This is a genomic window from Pseudomonas sp. ML2-2023-6, from assembly GCF_037055265.1.
Classification (GTDB): Bacteria; Pseudomonadota; Gammaproteobacteria; order Pseudomonadales; family Pseudomonadaceae; genus Aquipseudomonas; species Aquipseudomonas kulmbachensis.
On record NZ_CP146347.1, the window covers coordinates 1,528,474 to 1,555,158 of the forward strand.

Annotated in this window: 27 protein-coding genes and 1 riboswitch; of the genes, 17 read left to right on the forward strand and 10 right to left on the reverse strand. The window is 57.7% G+C overall.

The window, feature by feature from the left end; genetic code table 11:
- Nucleotides 1–174 precede the first annotated feature (174 nt).
- From V6L79_RS07055 to V6L79_RS07065, 3 genes are all read right to left on the reverse strand, one after another.
- Entirely contained in the window at nt 175–1,773 is a 1,599-nt protein-coding gene (locus V6L79_RS07055; RefSeq protein ID WP_321835834.1) for an ABC transporter substrate-binding protein, read from the reverse strand.
- Nucleotides 1,774–2,073: 300 nt separating this feature from the next.
- Complete coding sequence (locus V6L79_RS07060) at nt 2,074–3,699, reverse strand: ABC transporter substrate-binding protein (protein WP_261740962.1); 1,626 nt, start codon at nt 3,697–3,699, stop codon at nt 2,074–2,076.
- A 417-nt stretch (nt 3,700–4,116) separates the two neighbouring features.
- A complete protein-coding gene (locus tag V6L79_RS07065; protein WP_261740963.1) occupies nt 4,117–4,833 on the reverse strand; it encodes an SIMPL domain-containing protein in 717 nt (238 codons plus the stop codon).
- A gap of 247 nt (nt 4,834–5,080) precedes the next feature.
- Between V6L79_RS07065 and V6L79_RS07070 the strand changes: the two genes are divergently transcribed.
- The 6 genes from V6L79_RS07070 (at nt 5,081) to V6L79_RS07095 (ending at nt 10,389) form a co-directional block, all read left to right on the forward strand.
- On the forward strand, nt 5,081–6,343 hold the full coding sequence (locus V6L79_RS07070; protein WP_261740964.1) for an ATP-binding protein: 1,263 nt from the start codon (nt 5,081–5,083) through the stop codon (nt 6,341–6,343).
- A complete protein-coding gene (locus V6L79_RS07075) occupies nt 6,336–6,896 on the forward strand; it encodes a response regulator transcription factor (RefSeq protein ID WP_019823883.1) in 561 nt (186 codons plus the stop codon). Before V6L79_RS07070 ends, V6L79_RS07075 begins: the two co-directional genes overlap by 8 nt.
- Nucleotides 6,897–7,036: 140 nt before the next feature.
- Nucleotides 7,037–8,752: an ABC transporter ATP-binding protein/permease gene (locus tag V6L79_RS07080; RefSeq protein WP_338579996.1), complete on the forward strand. Its 1,716-nt coding sequence runs from the start codon at nt 7,037–7,039 to the stop codon at nt 8,750–8,752.
- Nucleotides 8,753–8,807: 55 nt separating this feature from the next.
- Nucleotides 8,808–9,302 carry a hypothetical protein gene (locus tag V6L79_RS07085; protein WP_338579997.1) on the forward strand — a complete coding sequence of 165 codons (495 nt, stop codon included), beginning with the start codon at nt 8,808–8,810 and terminating at the stop codon, nt 9,300–9,302.
- A gap of 51 nt (nt 9,303–9,353) precedes the next feature.
- On the forward strand, nt 9,354–9,641 hold the full coding sequence (locus tag V6L79_RS07090) for a PA4642 family protein (RefSeq protein WP_321835835.1): 288 nt from the start codon (nt 9,354–9,356) through the stop codon (nt 9,639–9,641).
- Nucleotides 9,642–9,948: 307 nt separating this feature from the next.
- The gene (locus V6L79_RS07095) at nt 9,949–10,389 is read left to right on the forward strand and encodes a hypothetical protein (RefSeq protein WP_321837397.1); all 441 of its coding nucleotides are present in this window, start codon (nt 9,949–9,951) and stop codon (nt 10,387–10,389) included.
- 84 nt (nt 10,390–10,473) lie between these two features.
- On the opposite strand, the gene mqo is transcribed toward V6L79_RS07095, so the two are convergent.
- Entirely contained in the window at nt 10,474–11,982 is a 1,509-nt protein-coding gene (gene mqo, locus V6L79_RS07100; RefSeq protein WP_261740969.1) for a malate dehydrogenase (quinone), read from the reverse strand.
- 693 nt (nt 11,983–12,675) lie between these two features.
- Nucleotides 12,676–12,909: a hypothetical protein gene (locus V6L79_RS07105; protein ID WP_321835837.1), complete on the reverse strand. Its 234-nt coding sequence runs from the start codon at nt 12,907–12,909 to the stop codon at nt 12,676–12,678.
- Nucleotides 12,910–13,064: 155 nt separating this feature from the next.
- On the opposite strand from V6L79_RS07105, the gene V6L79_RS07110 reads away from it, so the two are divergent.
- On the forward strand, nt 13,065–13,649 hold the full coding sequence (locus tag V6L79_RS07110; protein WP_261740971.1) for a YajG family lipoprotein: 585 nt from the start codon (nt 13,065–13,067) through the stop codon (nt 13,647–13,649).
- 60 nt (nt 13,650–13,709) lie between these two features.
- Here V6L79_RS07110 and V6L79_RS07115 read toward each other — a convergent pair whose 3' ends face one another.
- Both V6L79_RS07115 and V6L79_RS07120 read right to left on the reverse strand, forming a co-directional pair.
- The gene (locus tag V6L79_RS07115; protein WP_048359204.1) at nt 13,710–13,916 is read right to left on the reverse strand and encodes a hypothetical protein; all 207 of its coding nucleotides are present in this window, start codon (nt 13,914–13,916) and stop codon (nt 13,710–13,712) included.
- A gap of 229 nt (nt 13,917–14,145) precedes the next feature.
- A complete protein-coding gene (locus V6L79_RS07120; RefSeq protein WP_261740972.1) occupies nt 14,146–15,312 on the reverse strand; it encodes a 1-acyl-sn-glycerol-3-phosphate acyltransferase in 1,167 nt (388 codons plus the stop codon).
- Between the two features lie 103 nt (nt 15,313–15,415).
- On the opposite strand from V6L79_RS07120, the gene V6L79_RS07125 reads away from it, so the two are divergent.
- The 4 genes from V6L79_RS07125 to V6L79_RS07140 are packed head-to-tail and all read left to right on the forward strand — an operon-like array spanning nt 15,416 to nt 17,404.
- Entirely contained in the window at nt 15,416–15,598 is a 183-nt protein-coding gene (locus V6L79_RS07125) for a CPXCG motif-containing cysteine-rich protein (protein ID WP_261740973.1), read from the forward strand.
- A gap of 12 nt (nt 15,599–15,610) precedes the next feature.
- Nucleotides 15,611–15,871, forward strand: a complete 261-nt coding sequence (locus V6L79_RS07130) for a putative signal transducing protein (protein WP_261740974.1) — start codon at nt 15,611–15,613, stop codon at nt 15,869–15,871.
- 50 nt (nt 15,872–15,921) lie between these two features.
- The gene (locus tag V6L79_RS07135) at nt 15,922–16,548 is read left to right on the forward strand and encodes an SOS response-associated peptidase (protein WP_261740975.1); all 627 of its coding nucleotides are present in this window, start codon (nt 15,922–15,924) and stop codon (nt 16,546–16,548) included.
- 34 nt (nt 16,549–16,582) lie between these two features.
- On the forward strand, nt 16,583–17,404 hold the full coding sequence (locus V6L79_RS07140) for a M48 family metallopeptidase (protein WP_261740976.1): 822 nt from the start codon (nt 16,583–16,585) through the stop codon (nt 17,402–17,404).
- 52 nt (nt 17,405–17,456) lie between these two features.
- Here the strand turns inward: V6L79_RS07140 and V6L79_RS07145 are convergent, their stop codons facing one another.
- The 3 genes from V6L79_RS07145 to V6L79_RS07155 form a co-directional block, all read right to left on the reverse strand.
- Nucleotides 17,457–18,041 carry a TMEM165/GDT1 family protein gene (locus tag V6L79_RS07145; protein ID WP_261742369.1) on the reverse strand — a complete coding sequence of 195 codons (585 nt, stop codon included), beginning with the start codon at nt 18,039–18,041 and terminating at the stop codon, nt 17,457–17,459.
- 91 nt (nt 18,042–18,132) lie between these two features.
- A riboswitch (yybP-ykoY riboswitch) is annotated at nt 18,133–18,252 on the reverse strand.
- 50 nt (nt 18,253–18,302) lie between these two features.
- A complete protein-coding gene (locus tag V6L79_RS07150) occupies nt 18,303–19,301 on the reverse strand; it encodes a class I SAM-dependent methyltransferase (RefSeq protein ID WP_261740977.1) in 999 nt (332 codons plus the stop codon).
- Between the two features lie 30 nt (nt 19,302–19,331).
- Nucleotides 19,332–20,297, reverse strand: coding sequence for a 2-hydroxyacid dehydrogenase (locus V6L79_RS07155; protein ID WP_338579998.1), 966 nt, complete (start codon nt 20,295–20,297; stop codon nt 19,332–19,334).
- Nucleotides 20,298–20,377: 80 nt separating this feature from the next.
- On the opposite strand from V6L79_RS07155, the gene V6L79_RS07160 reads away from it, so the two are divergent.
- From V6L79_RS07160 to V6L79_RS07185, 6 genes are all read left to right on the forward strand, one after another.
- Complete coding sequence (locus V6L79_RS07160; RefSeq protein WP_261740979.1) at nt 20,378–21,007, forward strand: LysE family translocator; 630 nt, start codon at nt 20,378–20,380, stop codon at nt 21,005–21,007.
- A gap of 189 nt (nt 21,008–21,196) precedes the next feature.
- Nucleotides 21,197–22,954 carry a DUF1302 domain-containing protein gene (locus tag V6L79_RS07165; protein WP_338579999.1) on the forward strand — a complete coding sequence of 586 codons (1,758 nt, stop codon included), beginning with the start codon at nt 21,197–21,199 and terminating at the stop codon, nt 22,952–22,954.
- Between the two features lie 261 nt (nt 22,955–23,215).
- Nucleotides 23,216–23,995, forward strand: coding sequence for an ABC transporter substrate-binding protein (locus tag V6L79_RS07170; protein ID WP_261740981.1), 780 nt, complete (start codon nt 23,216–23,218; stop codon nt 23,993–23,995).
- 90 nt (nt 23,996–24,085) lie between these two features.
- Nucleotides 24,086–24,775, forward strand: a complete 690-nt coding sequence (locus V6L79_RS07175; protein WP_338580000.1) for an ABC transporter permease — start codon at nt 24,086–24,088, stop codon at nt 24,773–24,775.
- A gap of 13 nt (nt 24,776–24,788) precedes the next feature.
- Nucleotides 24,789–25,487, forward strand: coding sequence for an ABC transporter permease (locus V6L79_RS07180; RefSeq protein ID WP_261740983.1), 699 nt, complete (start codon nt 24,789–24,791; stop codon nt 25,485–25,487).
- A gap of 9 nt (nt 25,488–25,496) precedes the next feature.
- Nucleotides 25,497–26,609 carry a succinylglutamate desuccinylase/aspartoacylase family protein gene (locus V6L79_RS07185; RefSeq protein WP_321835840.1) on the forward strand — a complete coding sequence of 371 codons (1,113 nt, stop codon included), beginning with the start codon at nt 25,497–25,499 and terminating at the stop codon, nt 26,607–26,609.
- Nucleotides 26,610–26,685: the final 76 nt, after the last annotated feature.

A 26,685-nucleotide genomic window follows, 5' to 3' on the forward strand; every position in this document is an offset into this window, starting at 1 on the left:
GGCGAAGTTTTAGCGGGCCACCTGGAAAGGTGGCCTGCTGATGCAGGCTGGGTGTTGTGTGTCGTCAACTGTGGGAGCGAGCCTGCTCGCGAATATCCCAACACCGTCTCGATCGGGTTATCGCTAACGTCCTTCGCGAGCAGGCTCGCTCCCACACCGGCACTGGCTTGTGCTTTAGTCCTTGAGGCTGACGCCAGAGAAGGCGTTACGCCCAAAGGGGCTGACCTTGAAACCTTCGACCTTGGCACTTAGCGGCTGGTTGACCGTGGAGTGCGCAATGGGGGTGATAGGCACCTGTTGCTTGAGCAACTGCTGGGCCTGTTTGTAGAGCACCGTACGTTGGTCGCGGTCGGTGACGATCTTGGCGTTCTTGACCAGCGTGTCGTACTCCTTGTCGCACCACATGGAGTAGTTATTGCCGCCAATCGCGTCACAGCTGTAGAGGGTGCCGAGCCAGTTGTCCGGGTCACCGTTGTCGCCGGTCCAGCCGATCAGGCTGATGTCATGCTCGCCATTTTTGGTGCGCTTGATGTATTCGCCCCATTCATAGCTGACGATCTTGACCTTGAGCCCGACCTTGGCCCAGTCCGATTGCAGCATTTCGGCCATGAGCTTGGCGTTCGGGTTGTAAGGGCGCTGCACGGGCATGGCCCACAGGGTGATTTCAGTGCCTTCCTTGACGCCAGCCGCCTTGAGCAGCTCTTTGGCTTTTTCGGGATTGTAGGCCGCATCCGTGATGGTCTCGTCGTAGGACCATTGTGTTGGCGGCATGGCGTTGACCGCTTTCTGGCCCGCGCCCTGGTATACCGCCTTGAGGATCTGGTCCTTGTTGACGGCCATGTCCAGCGCCTGACGTACTTGCAGTTGGTCGAGCGGCTTGTGCTGCACGTTGTAGGCGATGTAGCCGAGGTTGAAGCCGGGCTTTTCGATGACTTGCAGCTTGGGGTCGGCCTTGAGACCGGCGACGTCTGCCGGGCGCGGGTTCAGCGAGACCTGGCACTCGTTTTTACGCAGTTTCTGCATGCGTGCCGAAGCGTCGACACTGATCGAGAAAATCAGGTTATCGAGTTTGACCTGGCTTGGATCCCAGTATTCCTTGTTGGCGGCGTAGCGGATGTTGGAGTCTTTCTGATACCGCTGAAACACGTACGGGCCGGTGCCGACCGGCTTCTGGTTGATGTCGCTGGGTTTGCCGCTCTTGAGCAGTTGATCGGCATATTCGGCTGACAAAATCGCAGCAAAGCTCATGGCCAGGTTTTGGATAAAAGCGGCGTCTACCGAGTTGAGTTTCATGACCACGGTCATGGGGTCGGTTTTTTCAACGCTGGCGATGTTCTTGTCCAGGCTCATCCCGGTGAAGTACGGGAACTCGGTCGGGTAAGCCTTACGAAATGGATGGTCGGCGTTGAGCATACGGTTGAACGTGAAGAGCACGTCATCGGCGTTGAAGTCACGGGTCGGGGTGAACCATTTGGTGGTGTGAAACTTGACCCCGTCGCGCAGGTGAAAGGTGTAAGTCAGGCCATCTTCGGAAATGTCCCAACGAGTAGCCAGAGCGGGGCCGGCTGCGGTGCCGCCTTTTTCAAATTCGGCGAGGCGGTTGTAAATCGGTTCGGCCGCGTCGTTATCGGTGGCGGTGGTGTACTGCGCGGTATCAAAACCGGCGGGGCTGCCTTCCGAGCAAAACACCAGGCTATTGGCGGCGTTTGCGAGCGGGCTGCCGGCAAGTACGCCGGCGCTGAGTAACACAGATAAAACCAGAGGGTTGCGCATGGCGTTCCCTATCCTTTTTCTTGTTTTTGAGTCCTGAGCGCGAGCCTTGATCAAAGGCCTGCGGTTCAGGGCGTCGATATCATCAGCTACGGTGCCGCACCCGGCGCAATAGACTGGCTGTGTGTCGACGTTAGGGCGTCAAAACTCAGCAGTAAATGCGTCAGGCCTGACAAACTTGTAGGAATTGTCTTGGCGTCCTATAGCCTCTGATGTAGTCAGAAGTGGCTAAAGGCTGTAGGTGAATTCCACCGTCCTGGTAGAGAAGTGAATGCGGCGTTGTAGCCGCATTCACCGGTCCTGTTATTTGCTGACGCTGACCCCGTAGAAGGAGTTCAAGCCGAATGGGCTGATCTTGAAGTCCTGTACGTTCGTGCGCATCGGTTGATACACCGTCGAGTGTGCGATAGGTGTCATCGGGACCTGGCTTTTGAGTCGTTGCTGCGCCTGTTGGTACAGTTTTGTGCGCTCGGCAACATCGGTGGTGGCCTTGGCGGCTTTCACCAGCTTGTCGAACTCGGGGTCACACCACTTGGAGAAGTTGTTGCCTTGCAGCGAGTCGCAGCCGAACAGGGTGCCGAGCCAGTTGTCCGGGTCACCGTTGTCGCCGCTCCAGCCAATCAGCATCGCGCCGTTTTCGCCGCCTTTGGAGCGTTTGATGTACTCGCCCCATTCATAGCTCATGATCTTGGCTTTGATGCCGATTTTGCTCCAGTCCGACTGCAGCATTTCGGCCATCAGCTTGGCATTCGGGTTGTACGGACGTTGAACCGGCATGGCCCACAGGACGATTTCGGTGCCGTCCTTGATGCCGGCTTCCTTGAGCAGAGCCTTGGCTTTTTCCGGGTCGAAAGGTGCGTCCTTGATGCTGGTGTCATACGACCACTGGGTAGGAGGCATGGAGCCAACGGCCAGTTGGCCTGCACCCTGATACACCGAGTCGATGATCTGCTGCTTGTTTACTGACATGTCCAAGGCCTGGCGAACCTTGAGCTGAGCCATCGGGTTTGGCTCGTTGCTGCCCTTGATCTTGTCCATCACGTTGTAGGCGATGTAACCGAGGTTGAAACCTGCCTGGTGAGGCATCTTCAGGTTCTTGTCTTCACCAAGGGCCTTGAGGTCTGCCGGGCGCGGGAACAGGGTGACCTGGCACTCATTCTTTTTAAGCTTCTGGATCCGTACCGAAGGGTCGGTAGTGATGGCGAAAATCAGATTGTCGATTTTGACGTCTTCAGGCTTCCAGTAGTCCTTGTTGCCGGTGTAACGGATGTTCGAGTCTTTCTGGTAGCTCTTGAACACAAACGGGCCAGTGCCGATCGGCTTCTGGTTGATATCGGCAGGCTTGCCTTCCTTGAGCAGCTTGTCGGCGTACTCGGCGGACTGGATGGAGGCAAAACTCATGGCCAGGTTCTGGATAAACGCGGCATCCACGGTGTTCAGCGTGAATTTGACGGTCTTGTCGTCGACTTTTTCCACCTTGGCGATGTTTTTATCCATGCCCATGTCGGTGAAATAAGGGAATTCGGTGGGGTAGGCCTTACGGAACGGCATGTCTTTGTCGAGCATGCGGTTGAACGTGAAGAGCACGTCGTCGGCGTTAAAATCGCGGGTTGGCTTGAAGTACGGGGTGGTATGGAACTTGACGCCATCACGCAGGTGGAAGGTCCATGTCAGGTTGTCCGGGGAGACATCCCAGCTGGTTGCAAGGCCTGGTTCAACCGCGGTGCCGCCGCGCTGGAATTGGCTCAATCGGTTGTAGATGGTTTCGGCCGATGCATCAAAGTCAGTACCGGTGGTGTACTGACCCGGGTCAAAACCAGCCGGGCTGCCTTCAGAGCAAAACACCAGATTGGTCGCAGCGTGGGCGAAAGGTGCACTTGCCAACAGGCTGGCACCTACTAAAAACGGAATGACCGCGTATTTGAACATGGTGGCCTCATGATTTTTGTCATTTTTGGTTTGAGGGCGACCTTGTGAGTCGACCCGGCGATACTTATGCACAGCCCATACCCATTGCAATATGCGAAAGCCGGTGAAGCCTGAAAATGTGGAACGATCGTACAAGAATGTCGCGTTTGTATAATTTATGACGCATTTGATCGTTTGCGCACGGGTTTTAGACTCATTTTCTTACACGTTCTTGAGCATCAGGACACCGAAGTGCACTGTTTTGGAACAACGCTGTTACTTATCTAGACTCTTGCGCTGGAAATATGTAGGTCAACGCCAGCAGCGCATGTAGTCCATCGCCTTTTAATACTAGGACGGTCTGTAGGAGTTTTTCGTGCGGCATAAAAAAACCCCTGAAACATGTCTGTTTCAGGGGTTTTCAGGATGGATCGGTGTTTATTGCATCTGGACTTCAATCGCACCATCGGCGCTCATGCTTACTTCGCTGGTACCGGCTTCGACTTCCGGGGTCGGCGCCGAGTCCATCGCTGGGGCTGCGGCTTTCATCATCATCGCGCTGCGCATGTAGGGCTGCGGGTAACCGTTGGTGTTGAGGTTCAGGTTGATGATTTTGTAACCCTTGCCGCCCAGCGCATCGGTTGCCAGTTGCGCGCGGGCCTTGAACGCGTTGACCGCATCCTTGAGCAATGCGTCTTCGCTGGTTTTGCGGGTGGCATTGGCTACGGTGAATTGCATGCTGCCCATTTTCAGGGTTTGCATCAGATCGCCGGTGAGCTTGGACAGCGCTGCAAAGTCGGTACTTTCCAGGCGCAGTTCGGCGCGTTCACGCCAGCCAGTGATCTTCTGGGTCTTGTTGTCGTAAATCGGATAGCTGTTGCGATTGCCCTGGCGCAAGGTCACTTCCTTGACGGACTTGGCCTGGCCAATGGCCTTGTTCATCGACGTGGTGATTTCAGCCGCCAGCTTGGCCGCATCGGTGTTTTGCGCCTCGGTGTACAGCGTCACGATCATCAGGTCGCGGGGGACTTCCTGGCTGGCCTCGGCACGCAATGAGATCTGGTTGTAATGAATGTCGTCGGCCAGGGCCGGCAAGCTGGCAAGCGCGCCGATACTCAGGGTCAGCAGGGCAGCGGTGCGTTGAAAGTTGGACATGGAGGCTCCTTGAAAGAGGACAGCAAGACCCATAAGACTGTAGTAAGTGGCCATCAGTTCGCCCAGTTACATTTTCACTACATTTGACCTGCCGACTGCTTCGCAGCCTCGCTACGCTCTTCATCGGCTACAGGTAGTGCAGGTTTTGATAAAAAACACTGTGGCTCTTTGCCGCACGTTTGCCTGTCGGGTCGCTCGCTTGGTTATACTCCCGGTGATCCGCCTGGAGCGCTCATCAGGAGAGCTCATGCTCGCCCCCGTTCAGTTATTGTCCGCGACTCGTCAGAACCTCTGGCGTCTTACGTTTATCCGCATGTTGGTACTGGCCGCGCAAGCGGGTTCAGTAGGCTTTGCCTACCTGTTCAATTTGCTGCCGCTGCCCTGGTTTCAGCTGAGTATTACCCTCGGGTTTTCCATGCTGCTGTGCGCGTTTACCGCGATCAGGTTGCGTACCACCTGGCCGGTAACAGAGCTGGAATACGCCCTGCAACTGGCCTGTGACCTGTTTATCCACAGCGCCTTGTTGTATTTCTCCGGTGGCTCGGCCAACCCATTCGTCTCGTATTACCTGGTGCCGCTGACCATCGCCGCCGTGACACTGCCATGGCGCTATTCCTTGGTGTTAACCGGTATTGCGCTGGCGCTCTACACCCTGTTGTTGTCGCAGTCTTTCCCGATAGACACGGTGCCGTTCTTCCGCGAAAAGCTGCAAATTTATGGAATGTGGCTGAGTTTTGCCCTGTCTGCTGCGGTCATCACGTTTTTCGCCGCCAAGATGGGCGAAGAGCTGCGCCGCCAGGAAGAGCTGCGCGCCCTGCGTCGTGAAGAGGGGCTGCGTGACCAGCAATTGCTGGCGGTGGCCACCCAGGCCGCCGGTGCGGCCCACGAGTTGGGCACGCCGCTGTCGACCATGAGCGTGCTGCTTAAGGAAATGCGCCGCGATCACCCGGACCCCGAGTTGCAGGAAGATCTGAGCGTGCTTCAGGATCAGGTCAAGTTGTGCAAGGAGACCTTGCAGCAACTGGTGCGCGCCGCTGAGGCCAACCGCCGTTTGGCGATTGAAGTCCAGGATGTTACGCAGTGGTTGGACGAGGCCCTGAACCGCTGGCACTTGATGCGCCCCGAAGCCACATACCGCCTTCAGTGCCTGGGCCACGACCCGGTCCCGCGTCTGGCGCCACCACCGGATTTGACCCAGGCACTGCTAAACCTGCTCAACAATGCAGCCGATGCCTGCCCTGAAGGGCTGGAAGTCTGCCTCGATTGGGATGCAGTTGATCTGACCATCAGTATTCGTGACCACGGCCCAGGTGTACCGTTGGCCATCGCCGAGCAAATCGGCAAACCCTTTTTTACCACCAAGGGCAAAGGCTTCGGTCTGGGCCTATTCTTGAGCAAGGCCAGCGTGACCCGCGCTGGCGGCTCGGTAAAACTCTACAGTCATGAGGATGGCGGAACGCTCACTGAGCTGCGCCTGCCACGTGTCGCCCGAGGAAATGAAAATGAGTGAAGAAATTCAGGTCGAAGGCGAAGAGCTGCCGCATTTGTTGTTGGTAGATGACGACGCCACGTTTACCCGCGTAATGGCCCGCGCCATGAGCCGTCGCGGTTTTCGCGTCAGCACGGCGGGCTCCGCCGAAGAAGGGCTGATTCTGGCCCAGCAGGACCTGCCCGATTATGCGGCGCTGGATCTTAAAATGGACGGCGATTCAGGCCTGGTCCTTTTGCCCAAGCTGCTTGAGCTTGATCCCGAGATGCGGGTAGTGATCCTCACCGGTTACTCGAGCATCGCCACCGCCGTTGAGGCGATCAAGCGCGGGGCCTGCAACTACCTGTGCAAGCCTGCGGATGCGGATGACGTGCTCGCGGCCTTGCTGTCGCAGCATGCCGATCTCGAAACCCTGGTGCCGGATAACCCGATGTCGGTTGACCGCTTGCAATGGGAGCATATCCAGCGCGTGCTGGGTGAGCATGAAGGCAATATTTCGGCCACTGCCCGCGCACTGGGCATGCACCGCCGCACTTTGCAGCGCAAGCTGCAGAAGCGCCCGGTTCGACGCTGAACGGGAGCTGTAGCCTTTTCATTGCGTCTTGCATGCAAACGGCTACAGCCCCTAATCTGTATCAAGACGTGTCTTAGCGTCGTGAGCCGGTTGTCCTGACCGGCTTGCAGGTTGCTCTTTACTCCGAACGAGCCTGAACGATGAATCAGAACGCTGAGCCTTCTGTTGTGAATGATGCTGTGCGTGGGGATTTCATACCTAGGGTCTGGGGCCTCATTACTCCCTACTGGCGCAGTGAGGAGCGGGTCAAGGCGTGGTTGCTGCTGATTGCAGTAATTGCCTTGTCGCTGGTCAGCGTCGGCATATCGGTGTGGATCAACCACTGGTACAAGGACTTCTACAACGCCCTGGAAAAGAAGGACGGAGCCGCATTCTGGAGCTTGATCGGCTACTTCGGGATCATTGCTGCGGCAGGCATTGTTGGCGCGGTGTACCGGCTTTATTTGACTCAGATGTTGACCATTCGCTGGCGTCGATGGCTGACCGAGCAGCACTTTGCGCGCTGGCTCGCGCACAAAAACTATTACCAGCTGGAGCAGGGCGGTTACACCGACAACCCTGACCAACGCATCAGTGAAGACCTTAACTCGTTCACCGACAATACCCTGGCTCTGGGCCTGGGCCTGATCCGTACGCTGGTTAGTCTGGTGTCGTTTTCGGTTATTTTGTGGGGCGTCTCGGGCAGTATCGAGGTCTTTGGCATCACCATTCCCGGCTATATGTTCTGGTGCGCGTTGCTGTATGCCGCAGTCGGCAGCTGGCTGGCGCATTTGATCGGCCGGCGCTTGATTGGCCTGAGCAACCAACAACAACGTTTCGAAGCCGACCTGCGTTTCTCGATGGTCCGGGTCCGTGAAAATGCCGAGAGCATTGCGCTGTATAACGGCGAGCCGAATGAACATGAGCGGCTGAGTTCACGCTTCGATAAAGTCTGGAGGAACTTCTGGACGCAAATGAAGGTGCAAAAGCGCCTGACTTTCTTCACCGCCGGTTACTCGCAAATCGCTATTATTTTTCCGTTTATCGTTGCCGCGCCGCGCTACTTTGCGGGCAAGATCGAGCTGGGCGAACTGATGCAAATCAACTCGGCTTTCAGCAATGTACAAGAGAACTTCAGCTGGTTTATCGATGCCTACGTCACCCTGGCGGCGTGGCGCGCGACCAGTGATCGGTTGCTGAGCTTTCGTCAGGCGATGACCGATAACGAGCAACGCTTGCCAGCGATTGATGTGCAGAGCCAGGGCCTGGAGTTGAAGATCGAAGACCTGAGCCTGGACCTGGCAGATGGTCGCCCTCTGCTGCATAACGCCAATTTGCAGGTCGAGGAAGGTGAGCGGCTGATGCTTAGCGGTCGCTCCGGCAGCGGCAAAAGTACATTGCTCAGAGCAATGGGCGGGCTTTGGCCACGAGGGGGCGGAGCGATTCGATTACCTCGGGAGCGCGCGCTGTTTTTGCCGCAAAAACCTTACTTGCCCATCGGCACCTTGCGTGACGCGTTGAGTTATCCACAGACCGGCGATACCTATCCGACCGAGCTGTATCAAGAAGTGCTACGCACTTGCCGTCTGGAGCATCTGGTTCCCCAGCTCGACGAGGTCAATCACTGGCAGCGTCTGTTGTCCGGAGGCGAGCAACAACGCTTGGCTTTTGCCCGTGCGCTGCTGTATCGCCCACAGTGGCTTTATATGGATGAATCGACATCGGCCATGGACGAGGAGGATGAGGCCATGTTGTACCAGGCTCTGGTAGAGCAGTTGCCGAATTTGAGCATTGTCAGCGTGGGGCATCGCAGCAGTCTTGCGCGCTTTCATCCAAGGCATGTGCGGATTGTTGAGGGGCAGTTGGTGGCGCAGTAGGGGAGGCGCGCAAGCAGCATGCTAGAGTGCTGCTTCCCGCTTTTTGGAACCTGTCATGAGCTTTCTATTTCGCAGCGCTGCGTTAAGTCTGTTGCTGGTCAGCCTGCCTCTGGCGGCGGCACCTGCTGTTACACCGCTGTTGCATGGGCAGTTCTTGCCTTCCGATGATTTGCAATTGCGCAGCGAGGTCCCCGAGCAACAGCAATTGATGATGGTGACTTCGTATTCGGTGGTGGTGGGTAGCCAGCGTCAATCCAATCAGCAGCCGATTCCGGTGACTTCGCCTTTGTTGCTGCGCCTGAAGGGCAAACCGATGAGTCAGGGCGCTACGGTGCGCCAGGTGCTGATTTCGTTTGATGGTGAAAGCAAGAGCCTGAAAAAGCCTGTTTTTGACAGCAAGACGCGAACCCTGAGCCTTTCCTATCCGCTGTCCCAATACCGTGTGGTAATTGATTTACTGCGCAACGACACGGTCTATTGCCAGTTTTTGACCTATGCCAATGGGCATATTTGGGCCGACTTGCACACCGGTAGCGTGCGCGCACGTTGAGCCTTGGGTAAACTGCTGGCCCCGTGAAGTATCAGCAGGCTGGAGCCGGACATGCGTAAAGACAAGAAGCAGTTGATTGGTGATGAGATCGGCGACGAGCAGATCAAGTTGTTCCTGGACTTCGAGCCTGTGGACGCCATCTCGCCGTCGCTGCACAAATTGATCAAAGCCTATCGTGGCCTGCGTATCGATGACTTTGGGCGTTTCCTGACCTTCTTCAACGAAGCCGGTTACGACCTGGATGGCAAAGACGAGCACGGCCAGACGTTTGTGGACCTCATCAAGGATCAGCGCAACGCGGATGAGTACATCGAACTCATCGAAAAAGCCCGCGGCTAAGATCCCTACTCCTGTAGCCGCTGGCGAAGGAACGAGGCTGCGTTCGAGGACGCAGTCCTCGTAAACCCGCTAATCGCGATGTATCTGAATTACCCGATTGCATGGTTTTACGGCTGCTGTGCAGCCGAACGCAGCCTCGTGGAGCTCGGCAGCGGCTACAGGCTTCGTGCTTCTATTCCAGAAAACTCCGACCAACCCTGAGCTATTTGCTACGGGGTGTTCTTGTGTGGGCGATCAATACTCAAACAGGCATGTCAGGTGCTCATCAGGACGATGGGCAAAACTTCAATTGGAATGGAATCAAGCAATGAAGCGTCTGTGCAGTTTTATTTTTGGACTTGGATTGATGGCTGTGGGCTCTGCCGCTCTGGCCGCCGATGAGGTACTGGAGGTCGAGATATTTAACGCGACAGCCAAGGCCATTTCGCCGGGCAACGACTTTTCATGGCTGGAGAGCCCTGAAAATGCTGGGCACGATTTTGTTGTCGAGCCGTCCACCAGTCAGGAGCTGTTGTATTACTTGCCAGCGTCCAGAGGGTCTGAAACCTTCACTTATCGTCAGGGCGAACAGGTCTGTTACTTCGGCTTTGGTCATCTCACACCGGACGCCAGCAATCTCAATCGCTGGGCTCAGGCCAGGTCGGTCGGGGCAGTCACCGTCGGCTGTGCCGCAGAACTGATTGCGGTATCGGACGATGATGAGTTTTCGCGCAATGGCGGCTCGCGAGTGCTGTTCACGATGGGCTGAAACGCTTGCGTATCGGTTACAAAAAAGCCCCTGCGCTTAACAGCGCAGGGGCTTTTTGTTGTGCGTCATTTTGAGGTGACGCTGTTACGCGATGCTGGTATTGGCGTTCTGCGGCTCAACCAGTTCCAGCAACTCGGAGTTGCGGGTGCTGATTGTGTGGTACAGCTCGGCGTCGGTCTCGAGGACTTTTTCCCGTGCCGGGAAGATTTCCTTGAGCTTGGTCGCCCATTCGCCACGTGCTTTGTCTGCGAAGCAACGCTCGATCAGATCCAGCATGATCGAAACGGTTACCGAAGCGCCCGGCGAGGCACCCAGCAGAGCTGCCAGCGAACCGTCCTTGGCAGCAACCAGTTCGGTACCGAACTGCAACACGCCGCCTTTCTTCGGATCTTTCTTGATGATCTGAACCCGTTGCCCGGCAATCTCAAGACGCCAGTCTTCGGCCTTGGCCTGCGGGTAGAAGCGACGCAGGGAGTCCAGGCGCTGTTCCATCGATTGGCGCACTTCGCTGACCAGGTACTTGGTCAGATCCATGTTGTCGCGAGCCACGGCGAGCATTGGCCCGATGTTGCCCAGACGGATCGACATCGGCAGGTCAAGGAACGAACCGTGCTTGAGGAACTTTGTGGTGAAACCGGCATAAGGTCCGAACAGCAACGACTTTTTGCCATCAACCACACGGGTGTCCAGGTGCGGTACCGACATCGGTGGCGAACCTACAGCAGCCTGGCTGTAAACCTTGGCCTGGTGCAGCTTGACCACTTCCGGGTTATCGCAACGCAGCCATTGGCCGCTGACCGGGAAGCCGCCATAGCCTTTGCTTTCTTCGATGCCCGACGCTTGCAGCAGCGGCAATGCCGCACCACCTGCGCCCAGGAATACGAATTTTGCATCAACCTGGCGAGTGTTGCCGCTGTTGGTGTCCTTGATGCTCACCGTCCAGCCGCTGCCATTGCGCTTGAGGCCGGTGACCTTTTTGCTGTACTTGATCTGGGTGTCCGGTGCGCTGGCCAGATGCTTGAGCAACTGCTGGGTCAGGGCGCCGAAGTTGACGTCAGTACCGTTCAGCACACGGGTGGCCGAGATGTGCTGGTCCGCAGGGCGGCCCGGCATCATCAAAGGCATCCACTCGGTCATTTTGGCTTTGTCTTCGGTGTATTCCATATCTGTAAACGCATGGTGCTTGCTCAGCACTTCAAAACGTTTTTTCAGGAAGGACACACCTTTTTCGCCTTCAACGTAGCTCAGGTGAGGCACTGGGCTGATGAAGGACTTGCACGAACCGAAGGTGCCCTTTTGCGCCAGATAGGCCCAAAACTGCTTCGACACTTCGAACTGGGCATTGATATGCACAGCCTTTTTGATGTCGATCGAACCATCAGCCGCCTGCGGCGTGTAGTTCAATTCGCAAAGGCCAGCATGACCGGTGCCCGCGTTGTTCCACGGGTTGGAACTCTCCGCAGCACCTGAGTCCATCTGCTCAACAACTTCCAGCGTAATGCCGGGGTCGAGCTCTTTGAGCAGTACGGCGAGGGTGGCACTCATGATGCCCGCTCCAACCAGTACTACGTCGACTGCTTCGTTATGCGCCATTAACGCGTCTCCAAAATCTACGGCACCAAATTGACGGCATAGCTGCCAGGTGTTCCGAGGCGTGGTTCTGATTAGCCTCGGATCACGCATGGCCAGGATCGCCATGTCCGATTCTTCGCAATTTCTTGCAACTTTAGCGCACGCCCAGACCGGGCCTTCGAGGTACATATGAACGCATTTCAGTACCTTGGAGGCAATTCGACTTAAGGTCTAGAGCGTCCGTTTGTGCAACCAAATCCGTAAGCGGACAGGCTTTCAGTCTCGTGCTGTGGAGCCGACTTCGATCCTGCTTGGTGGGGCAATATCAGACGCTAATGGTGCATGTTCAGACGCAAAACTTTTCATTTGCTCGCCACACTCTTGTGAAGTTGTGAAACCCGTTTTTTTTCACGCTCTCTTGAAGACGTGAACCTCAAAAAAGGGCTGCCGCAAGCCTGGTACCGAACCAGTGACCGAGCGTTATGGCAGCTCTGGCAGACCATGTTGAAAGTGGGGTTACGCAGTGAAATTCAAGCGCGCCAGCTTCACATGATCTGTGTGGGCGGCTCTCTGTGGGCGGTGCGGGGGAGCTAATACAAGCGCATTAGCGATGCTGCGAGGCCCGATCAGGAGACGTCCTTATAATCGGGGGGAGATTGTAGCGAAGAAACGCGGGCAATTGATCCTGTTAAATGACTTTTCTTGGTGCGCCGATCAAAGTCCCAGCAAGGGCAGTGCCGCTGAGCGGGTTGCGGACGAGGCAATACGGGCGTTGGCGGGTAGTACCTGGTGCAACCAGTTGAGGCGGATTTCTTCGATCTCGACCCAGCTGTCGCCGACCGGCGGTTGTTTGCATTGTTTGAAAGCCTGGCAGCGCCCCGTGGAGTCAAGGCGCACGAAGCAGCGATGAGGACGATTCAAGCCGAACAACGATAAGAGCATGTTCATGGCAGCACCTCTTTGGTCAGTGCTCAGACTATGCCTTGTCGAAGTGACATCACGATGTATCGGCGATGACAGAGTGGTGACAGCAAGCGGCTAGTTCGCAGGCGCACAGCACCCTATACTGACGGTCTGTTTTACCCAGTCCTGGAGAGATGAGCATGTTGCAACGCCTGTTGTTCGGTTTGATTACTGTGACCAGTTTGACTCTGGTCGGCTGCGCCCACAGCCCGCAACAACTTAGCCCGCAACCCAAACTGACCACCCAGCTTGCGCCAGTGGGTCGTGGCCAGCCGGTCGTGGTGCGGGTCGTGGACGGTCGTCCTTCGCCAACCCTGGGCACCCGTGGTGGCATGTACCCCGAGACCAGCGCGATCAGCGTCAGCAGTGCTGATGTGATCCCTAAACTGCAAGCCCAGGCTGAAGCGGCTGTGCGGTTGCTGGGCTACACGCCGACATCCAATGCGATGAACGCGCCAACCCTGACCGTGACTCTGGCCGAGCTGAAATATCAATCGCCCAAAGACACCATGTACGTGACCGAAGCCACAATCGGTGCGACCTTTCGTTCTGATGTGAAGAACGGTGGCCGTACTTACAGCGGTCGTTATGGAGCGTCGCTGGATCAACGCTTCGGCATGGCGCCGAATCAGGAAACCAACACCAAGTTGGTGAGCGATGTACTGAGTGATGCGCTGACCCGTGTGTTCCAGGACCCATCGGTGGGTCGTTTGCTCGGCGAGTAATCGCGGACAAACAAAAAAGCCCGAACTTACTGAGTTCGGGCTTTTTTTTGTTTGGACGCTTCAGGCCGCTTCGGCATACAGCTCCAGGCGGCTGACGCCGGTGAGCAAGTCCAGCTCGGGCAAGTCGGCATGGGTGTGGCCGCTCAAAGCGCAGTAAACCAGCCAGTGGTGGTCCTGAACGTTAAAGGCCAGGCCTTCGATCAGTGCCTGCTGTTCGTCGCTGGGGGCGATCAGGTAAAGGCGATCCTGGTTCTCTGCGTGCAGCATGACAAGCTCCGTGTCGGTGTCGAGGGGCCACAGAGTGACCTCTCTACATGACGATACGGTTACAGCAGAAATTAACAGAGGTGATGCTCTTGTAGCAGTTGCCGAAGGCTACGTCCGATTGCGAAGCGATCGTAAACCTGAAACCGCGAGTTGTCTGAAAGATCGCGGTTTCTGATTCTGCGACGGCTGCGCCGCCGGACGCAGCCTGCGGCAGCTGCTACGCGTGAGGTTACAGCGCCAACCCGGCCTTGATCCGATACTGGTTACGCACCGGCATCGCATATTGCAGCACCAGGTACGGGCGGTGCTCGACCGGGCAGGCGTCCAGACGGCGTTGCCATTCCTGCTTGGCCTTGGCCAGTTCTTCGGCACCGAATACCTCGGTGGCCTTGGGCACTTGCAGCTCGGGATCGGCATCGCTCCACTGTGCATACGCGAGGTAATGCGCCGGGAACAGGCGGTAGCCGCTGAGGATATGGCGATCCATTTCGGCGGCCAGCAACTTGCTGTCCTCGAAAGGTGTGGTGATGGGCGCAGCAAAGTTCACGTGTACGCGGCCTTTGTAGCCGGTGATGCCGTTGGCGATGCTGGTGTCGTCTTCGCCCGGTATCTTGCTGTAGGTGCCCGTGGTGGCGCGGATGTACAGCTCGCGAGCCTTGGCCTGGTCGCAGGGGTCGTATTCGTAGCTGATCGATACCGGGGTCAGGTTCAATGACTGAATGACTTCGGCGAACGGCTCGTCTTTACGGCTCATGTGAAACATTTTCAGGATCGCCGAATCGGTGCGGTCATCACCGTCCTTGGCCCGACCTTCGGCCTGGGCGATCCAGATCGATTGGCAGTCGTTGCGGATCGAGTGATTGATATACGCCGACAGCAGTTGATAGGCCGCGAGCTTCTCACGCCGTCCGGTAATCGAGCGGTGCACGATAAAGCTCTTGTTCAGGCGCATCAGATCGCTGACAAAGGGTTTTTGCAGCAGGTTGTCGCCAATGGCGATGCGTGGCGTCGGCAGGCCCGCGTGATACACCGCATAGTTGACGAAAGCCGGGTCCATCACGATATCGCGGTGGTTGGCCAAAAACAGATAGGCGCTGCCGGATTTCAACTGTTCAACGCCGGTGTAGGTCACGCCGTCAGTGGCATGCTCAATGGTGCGGTCGACGTAAACCTCGACCTTGTCCTGCAGGGATGCGACCGAATTTACACTCGCGAACTCTTTACGCAGGCGATGAGCTATAAGAGGTTTTAACAGCCAGCCAAACGCGCCTGCCAGGCGCGGAAAGCGAAAGTGGGTCAGGATATCTAGAAACGCCTTGTCGCTGAGCAGTCGGGCCAGCACTGCTGGGACTTCGGCGTCGTCGTAAGGTCGGATGGTATCGAATTGGCCCATCATGCTCTCTTGTTGGAAACGGCTAGGGTTGGTACGCAGGGCAGGGCAAAAAATGGCCCTGCTAATAGACAGGCGATTATACGCACAAGTCACTATGGAGACCGCGATGCTTGAAACTGAACGCTATGAGTGCCCCTATTGCGGCGAGCCGGCAGAAGCTGTGCTCGACCTCTCGGGTGGTGATCAAAGCTACATAGAGGATTGTCCTGTGTGTTGCCGACCGATTGTTTTCCATCTTCAGACCGATGGTCAGGAGTGGATGCTCGATGTACACAGCGAGAACGAGTAGCAGGTGATTGCCATGCAGCGCATCTATGAACCGCAAAACCTGATGGAAGCCGAGCTGTTGCTGGGCATGCTCGCCAGTGAAGGTATTGGCGCATGTCTTCAGGGGCGAGATTTGATTGGCGGCACCGGTGAGCTGCCAGCGTTGGGTTTGTTGGGGCTGGCCGTGGCTGATGATCAGGCGCAATACGCGCGCGAGTTGATCGATGCGTACAATGCCGCGTCACCGGTGGCGGGCGATGAGCCTGAGAGCTTCCCTGATGTACTGGTCTGCTGAAGCCGTAGACGGTTTTTTCACTGCTATATAGATAAGAGTTGTGCAGCCCCATGTGTGGACGTTTTGCCCTGTTTCGTTGGAATCCTGCGTTTGCAGCCTTGCCCGGTTTTCCGGCAGATCAGCAGGCCCAGTGGAATATCTCGCCCAATGACTCGGTATTGATCCTGCGTGCCGGTGCAGAACCTGGCCAACGTGAGCTGGCACGGGCGCGCTGGGGCTTGACCCCGGCCTGGCTGACCGACCTGTCGCGAACCCCCGCCCATGCCCGGGCCGAAACCGTGGCCGAACAACCGATGTTTCGCGATGCCTTGCGCCAACGGCGTTGCCTGATCCCGGCCAACGGTTTTTACGAATGGCGCGGCACTACCCGCAAACGTCCCTATTGGCTGACGCCGGGCGAGGGTTCTTCGCTGTTTTTTGCCGGTATCTGGGAGGCTTATCCCGTCGAAGGGCATGTGTGGCTGAGTACTGCGGTGATCACCCAGGCCGCCGCCAGTCAGCGCCGGCCATTGATTCTGGACGAAGCGGGCCAGCAGGCCTGGCTTGACCCCGAAACCCCCTTGCATGTTTTGCAGGCGCTGCTTGCCAGCCCGCAGACGCCATTGCGCGAACGGCCGTTGGCCAATCTGGTCAACGATCCCAAGCTCAATGCGCCCGAGTGCCTGACGCCGGGTTGAGATACGATGCGCACCATCTTTATGGAGATCTTTGATGGGTAAGTTAGCGGTAGTGTGCGCAGTGGGCGCCGGGTTGTTGCTGGGTGGTTGCCAGGCGGTGAATACCACCAATGGCGGCGCGGTCGGTGTTGAGCGCAAGCAGTACATGTTCAGCATGCTGTCGAGCCAGCAGGTTGACCAAATGTATGCGCAGTCGTATCAGCAGACTGTCAGCGAAGCGAGCACCAAGGGCGCGCTGGACAAAACCAGTGCTAACGCCAAGCGCTTGCAGGCGATCGCCAACCGACTGATTGCCCAGGCCCCGGCCTTTCGCCCGGATGCCGCGCAATGGAATTGGGAAGTCAATCTGATCAAGAGTGACGAGCTCAACGCCAACTGCGGCCCAGGCGGCAAGATCATCTTTTACAGCGGGATCATTGATCAGCTGAAGCTCAGCGACGACGAAATCGCCGCGATCATGGGCCATGAAATCGCCCACGCCTTGCGTGAGCACGGGCGTGAGTCCATGTCCAAGGCCTATGGCATCGAGATCGCCAAGCAGGGAGCTGGTGCCTTGCTGGGTTTGGGGCAGGACAGCATGGGGCTGGCCGATACCGTGGTGAACTACAGCCTGACCTTGCCCAACAGCCGCAGCAATGAAAACGAAGCGGACCTGATCGGCCTGGAGCTTGCTGCCCGTGCGGGTTACAACCCGAATGCGGCGATCACCCTGTGGCAGAAAATGGCCCAGCAATCACAGAACGCGCCGCCTGAATTCATGAGCACTCACCCGGCTTCCAGCAGCCGGATTGCAGCCCTGCAAGCGGCAATCCCGAAGGTGATGCCGCTGTATCAGCAGGCACCGAAAACCCAGTAACGGCCAGGGCCTCACCCCAACTCTCTCCCGGAGGGTTAGGGTGAGGGCGCTTTTAAACCCAGCCGCTGATCGCCATCGCCTTGTACACCGCCACGACGGCCAGTACCACGAATGCGGTGGCTGCAAGACGGCGGATCAAGGTCAGCGGCAATTTGTCGGCCGCAAAGTTACCCGCCAATACCACCGGCACGTTGGCAATCAGCATGCCCAGGGTGGTGCCGATAATGACCAGCCACAAGTCCGGGTATTGCGCGGCGAGCATCACGGTCGCAACCTGGGTCTTGTCGCCGATTTCGGCAATGAAAAACGTGATCAGAGTGGTGACGAACGGCCCGTACTTGCGGGCAGTGCTGGCTTCGTCGTCGTCCATCTTGTCGGGCACCAGGGTCCACAACGCGGTAGCGGTAAAGCTCGCGGCGAGGATCCAGTGCAGCATTGCATCGCTGAAGAAGGTACTGAACCAGGCGCCCACGGCACCGGCTGCGGCATGGTTGGCCAGGGTTGCGACCACGATACCGGCGATAATCGGCCAGGGTTTGCGAAAGCGTGCGGCGAGAATGAGAGCGAGCAGCTGCGTCTTGTCGCCGATTTCGGCCAAGGCAACGATTGCGGTAGGAACGAGTAAGGAATCGAGCATCATCAGGTGGTTTCCAGGGGCGGGTCGACACGGCTATGACACGTACAGCCTTCCCGCCCCGGGTAAGGTGTTCGTGTCATAGGTCTTGTCAAACCCCGGTCCGTCTGTGCGGACACCTGGGTCGCATACGCCATGGTCTGTTGACCAAGTATGTTGACGTATGCCGAATGAGCGTGGAGCTCAAGGGAGACTACTCCCCTAGGACGGAGCGGATTCTGCCTAGGCAAATCCGATCCGGCAAGCTCTTATTTGCCAATCACCTCAACGACGCTTGGCACTGTAAATCCGAAAACCCTGACCTTCAGCCTTGACCGCACAGGCACCAAAATGCTCTTCGATCAACGGTTGATAGCGCAAGAAGCTGTTGGCCACAATTCGTAGTTCGCCACCAGATTTCAGATGTTTCACTGCTTTTTGCAGCAAGTTCTCGGTTGCCTTGTAATCGGTATGCACCCCGACATGGAACGGCGGGTTACTCAGGATCGAGTTCAGGCCCATAGGTGCTGCGTCGATACCGTTGCCGGTAATCACTTCGCCTTCCAGACCGTTGGCCGCAAGGGTCAGACGGCTACTGGCAGTGGCGAAGGCATCCACATCGAGCAAGGTCACAGTGTTGTGCGGGTAACGCCGCTTGACCGCAGCACCGAGTACGCCCGCGCCGCAGCCGAAGTCCAGGACGTGGCCGCTGGGCAGTTTGTCCAGATGTTCAAGCAGCAAGGCGCTGCCGCGATCCAGGCGACCGTGGCTGAATACACCTGGCAGGCTTACGATTTTAAGCGGGCCTTCGGCCAGCGGCAGTTCGTAATGTTGCGCGAGGTCTTCCAGTACCGGCACTTGCGGGGCGTTATCCACCGTCACTTGCCACAGTTGGCAATGGCGCGCGCTGTCGAGCTTGCGTGGTTTGCCGAACGGAACCAGTTGCTTGGACGCGCCTTCAATGCCGCCCTTTTTTTCCCCGACCAAAAATACATCGGCGCCGGGCAGGCGTGAGGCCACCGCCTTGAGCACGTAGTCACTCAGCTCCTTGGACTTGGGCAGAAACACCACAGCGGTGTCAAACGCCCGTTGCGGAATTTCGACACCGAACTGCACGCGTCCTTCAAAACGAGCGTCGAGCACGGCCTGATCACCGGCATGCCAGCACCAGCCGTGGGCATCGGGCAATTCACTCAGTAGTTCGTCAGCCGGCAAGCCGACCAACAGCACCGAACCTTGAAAGTATTCAGGCTGACGAAGCAGTACTTCACTGCGCGGATCCATAATCTGCTCCTCAAAAAGGGGCGCAGTCTATCAACTGACGACTCGCAGCGCTGTACCGTTGAAGAACGCTTCGGCGTTTTGCGCCAGTTGGCCGACGATCCGCTGACGAGCCTCGCGGCTACCCCAGGCGCTGTGCGGGGTAATGATCAGGCGCGGGATGTCGGCTGCCAGCAGCGGGTTGCCGTCACGGGGCGGTTCGACGCTCAGCACGTCGGTCGCCGCGCCGCCCAGGTGACCGCTGCGCAAGGCGTCGGCCAGAGCCTGCTCGTCGATCATGCCACCGCGTGCAGTGTTGACCACAAAGGCTCCGGGCTTGAGTAGCGCGAGCTCGCGAGCACCGATGAAATTGCGTGTGTGTTCGTTGAGCGGGCAGTGAAAGGTCAGGGCATCGACCTGGGGCAGCAGTTCGTCCAATGGCATGCGGTCAGCCCGCGCCGGACGCCCTGGAATATGGCCGATCAGCACGCGCATGCCGAAGGCTTCGGCTAGCTTCGCCACTGCACTGCCCAGTTCGCCATGCCCGAACAGGCCCAGGGTTTTGCCCTCCAGCTCGACAATCGGGAAGTCCAGCAGACAGAACTGTTTTGCTTGCTGCCACTGACCTTCAGTGACGGCTTTTTGATAGTCGATCAGGCGTGTGGCCAGCGCCAGCAACAGGCCCAGGGTGTGTTGCGCCACGGATGGCGTGCCGTAACCCTGGCAGTTGGCGACGGTGATCCCTTGGGCGCGAGCGGCTTCCAGATCTACGTTGTTGGTGCCGGTAGCCGCCACCAGAATCAGTTTCAGATCCGGGCAGGCGGCGAGGGTATGGGCGTTGAGCAGAATTTTATTGCTGATGGCTACACTGGCACCTTGCAGGCGTTCGATCACATTCGCGGGCGTGGTATCCGACCACAACTGCAAGTCGCCGAAGTTTCGACGCAGCGGGCCCAGGTCGAGATCGCCCAGATCCAGTGATGTGTAATCAAGGAATACGGCGCGCTGAGTGTTAGTCATCAACTGTACCTTTTGTGCTGTGAAATGAAGGCGTAATGTGGCGAGCCTAACAGAAGAAACAATTTGTAATGGAGCCGTGCATGTACTGGACAGAATTTTTGACCGTTGCCCTGATTCACCTTCTGGCTGTGGCCAGCCCCGGGCCCGATTTTGCCGTGGTGGTGCGCGAGAGCGTAACCCACGGTCGTCGCGCCGGGATCTTTACCGCGTTTGGTGTAGGCACGGCGATTTTCGTGCATGTCGGTTATTCGCTGTTGGGTATCGGGATCATTGTGTCGCAGTCGATTGTGCTGTTTAACGCTTTGAAATGGCTGGCAGCGGCTTACCTGCTGTACATCGGCTTCAAGGCGCTGCGGGCCAAACCGGCTGATCCGGCAGCAGTGGCCGCCGCGTTGCCGGTGGGCGAGCGCACGGCTCGCGGGGCGTTCACTTCGGGTTTTGTGACCAATGGCTTGAACCCCAAGGCGACGCTGTTTTTCCTGTCGCTGTTTACCGTGGTCATCAACCCGCATACACCGCTGTCGATTCAGGCTGGTTACGGTGTGTACCTGGCGGTCGCCACCGGGCTGTGGTTTTGCATGGTTGCCATGCTGTTCAGCCATCAGCGCGTACGCACAGGCTTTGCCCGCATGGGCCATTGGTTTGATCGCACCATGGGCGCGGTCCTGGTGGCGCTGGGTGTGAAGTTGGCATTTACCGAGATGCACTAAGAAGCGGACTCCTGTAGCCGCTGCCGCAGGCTGCGATCGAGCGCGAAGCGCTCGCCATATGAAGGTCCTGCGGCCCTTGTCGCAGCCTTCGGCAGCGGCTACAGGTTTGTGCGATGCGGTGTTCTTGTCAAAATCTGGATTTGCTTCATCCTTGCGGGCTTATCGCAGTGTGCCCACGGAGAAGTATCGATGTCCTCAGTCAACCGGTTCTGGCGCCGAGCCAAACTGGCGCTGGCAGTCAGCCTCGCTTCGACGCCCACCTGGGGCGTGAGCTTCAATGTCGGCCCGGTCGAGGGCCAGATCGATTCCGAGTTGTCCATCGGTGCCAGTTGGTCCACGGCCAAGGCCGACAGCAAGCTGATTGGCGCGAACAACGGGGGCAAGGGGCAATCCGAAATCTCGGACGATGGTCGCCTCAACTTCAAACGCGGCGAAACCTTCTCGAAAATTTTCACCGGCATGCACGCGTTGGAGCTGAAGTACGGCGATAGCGGCCTGTATGTGCGCGGCAAATACTGGTACGACTTCGAGCTGCAAGACGACAGTCGCCCCTTCAAGGCCATCAGCGATAGTGGGCGCAAAGCCAGTGCCCAATCTTCCGGCTCACAACTGCTGGATGCGTTCGTCTATCACAACTACGCGATTGCCGATCAGCCCGGTGCGGTGCGCCTGGGCAAACAAGTAGTCAGTTGGGGCGAAAGTGCGTTTATCGGTGGCGGGATCAATGCGATCAACCCCACCGATGCATCTGCCTATCGGCGGCCGGGCACTGAGTACAAAGACGGCCTGGTGCCGGTCAACCTGTTCTATATCTCGCAAAACTTGACCGACAACCTGTTGGCCGATGCTTTTTATCAACTGGATTGGGAGCAGTCGGAGGCGGACAACTGCGGGACGTTTTTCTCCCGGTCCGACGTGATGGCTGACGGTTGCAGCGGCAATTACCGGGTGATGAGCAAGCGCTCGGCACTCGATGTGGCGGACCTCGCTGCGCTCACCGGCGCGGGTGTCGAGGTGAATGAGGAGGGCGTGCTGGTGCGTCGTGGCGCTGATCGCAATGCGCGCAACAGCGGCCAGTTTGGCGTGGCCATGCACTATGTGTTTGAGCCGCTGGACACCGAGTTTGGTGCCTACTTCATGAATTACCACAGCCGTGACCCGATTCTCAGTGCGGGTGCTGCGCCGCAGTCGGCCTATAGCGCGGCGGCAGGCTCGGGCGGGTTGGCGCCGATGATCGTCGCCGGCAACTCCAGCTACTACGTCGAGTACCCCGAAGACATCCGCCTGTACGGCTTGAGTTTTGCCACGACCTTATCCACAGGTACGGCCTGGAAAGGCGAGCTGAGCTACCGTCCTAATGCTCCGGTGCAGCTCAACAGCAACGACTTGCTGTACGCCAATGTCACGCTGCTGCCCGGTCTTGCCCAGGCATCGCCCCTGACGGTGACTCCCGGCGCGGACATTCAGGGCTATCGACGCAAGGAAGTTACCCAGTTCCAGACCTCGCTCACCCATGTTTTTGACAACGCGATGGGGGCCGATCGTCTGACCGTGACCGGCGAAGTGGGCGTGACTTACGTGGGCGGACTGGATAGCCCTTCAGATCTGCGTTATGGCCGCGACCCGGTATTCGGCTCCGACGGCAACGACGGCTTCACTACGGCTACTTCCTGGGGTTACCGGGGTCGGGCCGTGTGGGAGTACAACAGCGTGTTGCCCGGTGTGAACCTCAAGCCCAACCTGGGTTGGTCCCATGACATCAGTGGTTATTCCCCGGGCCCCAATGCCAATTTCGAAGAAGGCCGCAAAGCCATCACCCTGGGCCTGGACGGCGAATACCAGAGCACCTACACCAGCAGCCTGTCGTACACCAACTTCTTTGGCGGGCGCTACAACACCCTCAGTGACCGCGATTTTGTGGCACTGACGGTGGGGGTGAAATTTTAGCCTGCAAACTGCGCGCAGAATTTTAGCCGCTGCCGAGGTACGAGGCTGCGAAGCGGCTCCGACAGCTTGAAGGTCCTGCGGACCTTGTCGAAGCCTCGTACCTCGTCAGCGGCTACAGGTTGGAAGAGTGCGGGCTGTCTTTGATATATTTATTTTCACTGTGTTGATTTCTGAAATAATACGTGTCAATCATAGGCGTACACAATCATCGGTCTTAACCACCGAGCCAGCCCGGATGGCGCCCCTTCAGGAGTCAATAATTTGAACAAGACAGAACTTCTAGGTGCACTGGCACTTTGCGCTGTGAGCTTTTTGGCCCACGCCGAAGAAGCTCCTCTGCGTATCGGGATCGAGGCGGCCTACCCGCCGTTCTCCTTTAGAACGCCAGCGGGCGAGATCAGCGGTTTTGACTACGACATAGGCAATGCCTTGTGCGAAGAGATGAAGGCCAAGTGCACCTGGGTCGTCCAGGAATTCGACGGCATGATCCCTTCGTTGAAAGTGCGCAAGGTCGATGCGGTGCTGTCTTCGATGTCGATTACCGAAGATCGCCTCAAGTCTGTGGACTTCAGCAAAAAGTACTATCACACCCCAGGCAAGTTCGCGATGAAGGCGGGCAATGTGCTCACCGATCCCAAGGTTGATCTCAAGGGTAAACGCCTTGGCGTGCAGCGCTCTTCGACTTACGACCGTTTTGCCACTGAGCAACTGGAACCGGCAGGCGTCGTGGTAGTGCGTTACTCCACGCAGAATGAAGCCTTCCTTGATCTGGCCTCGGGCCGTCTGGATGCCACTCTCGCGGACATCGTCTACACCGATGAGAGCTTTATCAAAACCCCGGCAGGCAAGGATTACGCGCTGGTGGGGCCGGACATCAACGACCCCAAATACTTCGGGCGCGGCGCCGGTATTGCAGTGCGCAAAGGCGATACCGCCAACGCCGCACGTTTGAGTGCGGCGATTGACGCGATCCGCGCCAATGGCAAGTACGACCAAGTCATGGCCAAGTACTTCACGTACGACATCTACGGCCAACGCTAAGTAAACCCGCAACCCTTACACCGCCTCCGCTCCGGGGGCGGTTCGGGTTTGTCTCGCGCTCGATTTGGCGCACGCTTGAGGAACTTCATCATGCTCCACGGCTACGGATCGAGCATTCTCGATGGTGCCTGGCTGACCGTGAACCTTGCCCTTACATCCATGGCCCTGGCGGTTGCCCTAGGTCTGGTTGGCGCGGCCTCTCGCCTGTCACCGGTCAAATGGCTGGCGCGGCTGGGAGAGGGCTATACCACGGTGATTCGCGGGATTCCCGATCTGGTACTGATCCTGCTGATCTTTTACGGCGGCCAGGACCTGATAAACCGCATCGCCCTGGCACTGGATTACACCGGCTATATCGATATCAATCCCTTCATTGCCGGTGTCTGCACCATGGGCTTCATTTTTGGTGCCTATCTGTCGGAAACCTTCCGTGGTGCCTTTATGGCCATCCCTGCGGGTCAGGCCGAGGCGGGCATGGCGTATGGCATGAGCCGCTCCCAGGTGTTCTGGCGAATTTTGGTGCCGCAGATGATCCGTCTCGCCCTGCCGGGGTTTACCAATAACTGGCTGGTGCTGACCAAATCCACTGCGCTGATTTCGGTCATCGGCCTGCAGGACATGATGTTCAAGGCCAAGAACGCAGCTGACGCGACCCATGAGCCGTTTACGTTTTTTCTCGCGGTGGCGGTGCTTTATCTGATGCTGACCAGCGTGTCTTTGCTGGTACTGCGCTATCTGGAAAAACACTTTTCGGTTGGCATAAAAGCCGCCGAATTGTGATTGGGAGCACCTCATGATTCTTGACTACAACCTGATCTGGGAAAACCTGCCGCTGTATTTCAGTGGTGCGCTGGTGACTCTGAAAGTGCTGCTTATTTCCTTGTTTTTCGGGCTGATGCTGGCGATTCCGTTGGCCTTGATGCGGGTTTCGCGCTCGCCCCTGATCAACTTCCCGGCCTGGCTTTACACCTACGTGATTCGCGGTACGCCGATGCTGGTGCAGTTGTTTTTGATCTATTTCGGCCTGGCGCAGTTTGAGGTGGTACGCCAAAGCGTGCTCTGGCCATACCTTTCCAGCGCCACCTTTTGCGCGTGCCTGGCCTTTGCGATCAATACCAGTGCCTACAGCGCGGAGCTGTTGGCGGGCAGCCTGAAATCCACTCCCCATGGCGAGATCGAAGCCGGTAAAGCCATGGGCATGTCGCGCGCGACTTTGTTCCGTCGGATTCTCTTGCCGTCGGCCCTGCGCCGGGTGTTGCCGCAGTACAGCAACGAAGTGCTGATGATGCTGCAAACCACCAGCCTGGCGTCGATTGTCACTCTGGTCGACATCACCGGGGCGGCACGTACGGTCAGTGCACGGTACTACCTGCCGTTTGAGGCATTTATCACGGCGGCGATTTTTTATCTGGTCCTGACTTTCATTCTGGTCCGTCTGTTCAAGCTGGCCGAGCGCCGCTGGTTGGCGTATCTGGCACCGCGCAAGCACTAAGGAATATTTATGGAACATATCAAGTACCTTTTGCCGTGGACAGCTTCGGGCACAGAACGTCATTTGTCGTTGTTTCGCTTTGGCCAAGGGCCGCGCAAGGCCTATATCCAGGCTGCTTTGCATGCAGACGAATTGCCCGGAATGCGGGTTGCCGTGGAGCTCAAGCGCCGCCTGCTTGAACTGGAAGAACAGGGCCGTCTGAACGGGGTGATCGAGCTGGTGCCGATGGCCAACCCCATCGGTATTGGCCAGATGTTCCAGGCCACCCATCAGGGGCGTTTCGAGTTTTCCAGTGGCAAGAATTTCAATCGTGACTTTCCGGTGTTGGCCGACGCCGTGGTTGCGCGTCTGGAGGGGCATTTAGGCTCCGATGCTGATGCAAACATCGCGCTGATCCGTAGCACCATGCTCGCTGTGCTGGATGAGTTGCCTGCACCGATATCGGAGCTGGACGCCTTGCGCTGCCTGTTAATGCGTCATGCGTGTGACGCCGATGTAGTGCTCGACCTGCATTGTGACTTCGAGTCGATCATGCTGCTGTACGCCATGCCGCATAACTGGCCGCGCTTGCAGTCGCTGGCTGCGCGCCTGCACGCCCGTGTCGCATTGCTGGCTGAAGATGCGGGTGGCAGCGCGTTTGATGAAGCCTGTGCGATCCCCTGGTTGCGTCTGGCGCAGCGCTTTCCCCAAGCCGATATTCCGTTGGCCTGCGTGGCGACCACTATTGAACTGCGGGGCATGGCAGATACCGAGGCCGAGCCCTGTACCGCGAGCGCCGAGGCCATTTTGGGTTATCTCGCGGATCAGGGGCTGATCAATGGCGATTGGGCGCCCGCACCGGCCAATTGTTGCGAGGCGACCCCGTTTGCGGGAGCGCAGTACGCCTATGCGCCGCATCCTGGGGTGGTGAGTTTTATCCAGCCGTTGGGGGCTCGGGTCAAGGTAGGCGACCCGTTGTTTGAAGTGATCGACCCGGTCACCGACCGCCACAGCCTGGTGCGCGCCAACACGGATGGCATTCTCTATGCCCGCGAGCGCCTGCGCTTTGCCCAGCCCGGTTTGTGGCTGGCCAAAGTTGCTGGCAGCACCCTTCTTCGCCAAGGTCGCTTGCTCAGCGACTGAGGCCGCTGAGTGAGCAGCATGGACAAAACTTCCAGCCCCGGATTGTGCTCTGCGGCCCGGGGCAGGCTTGGGATAC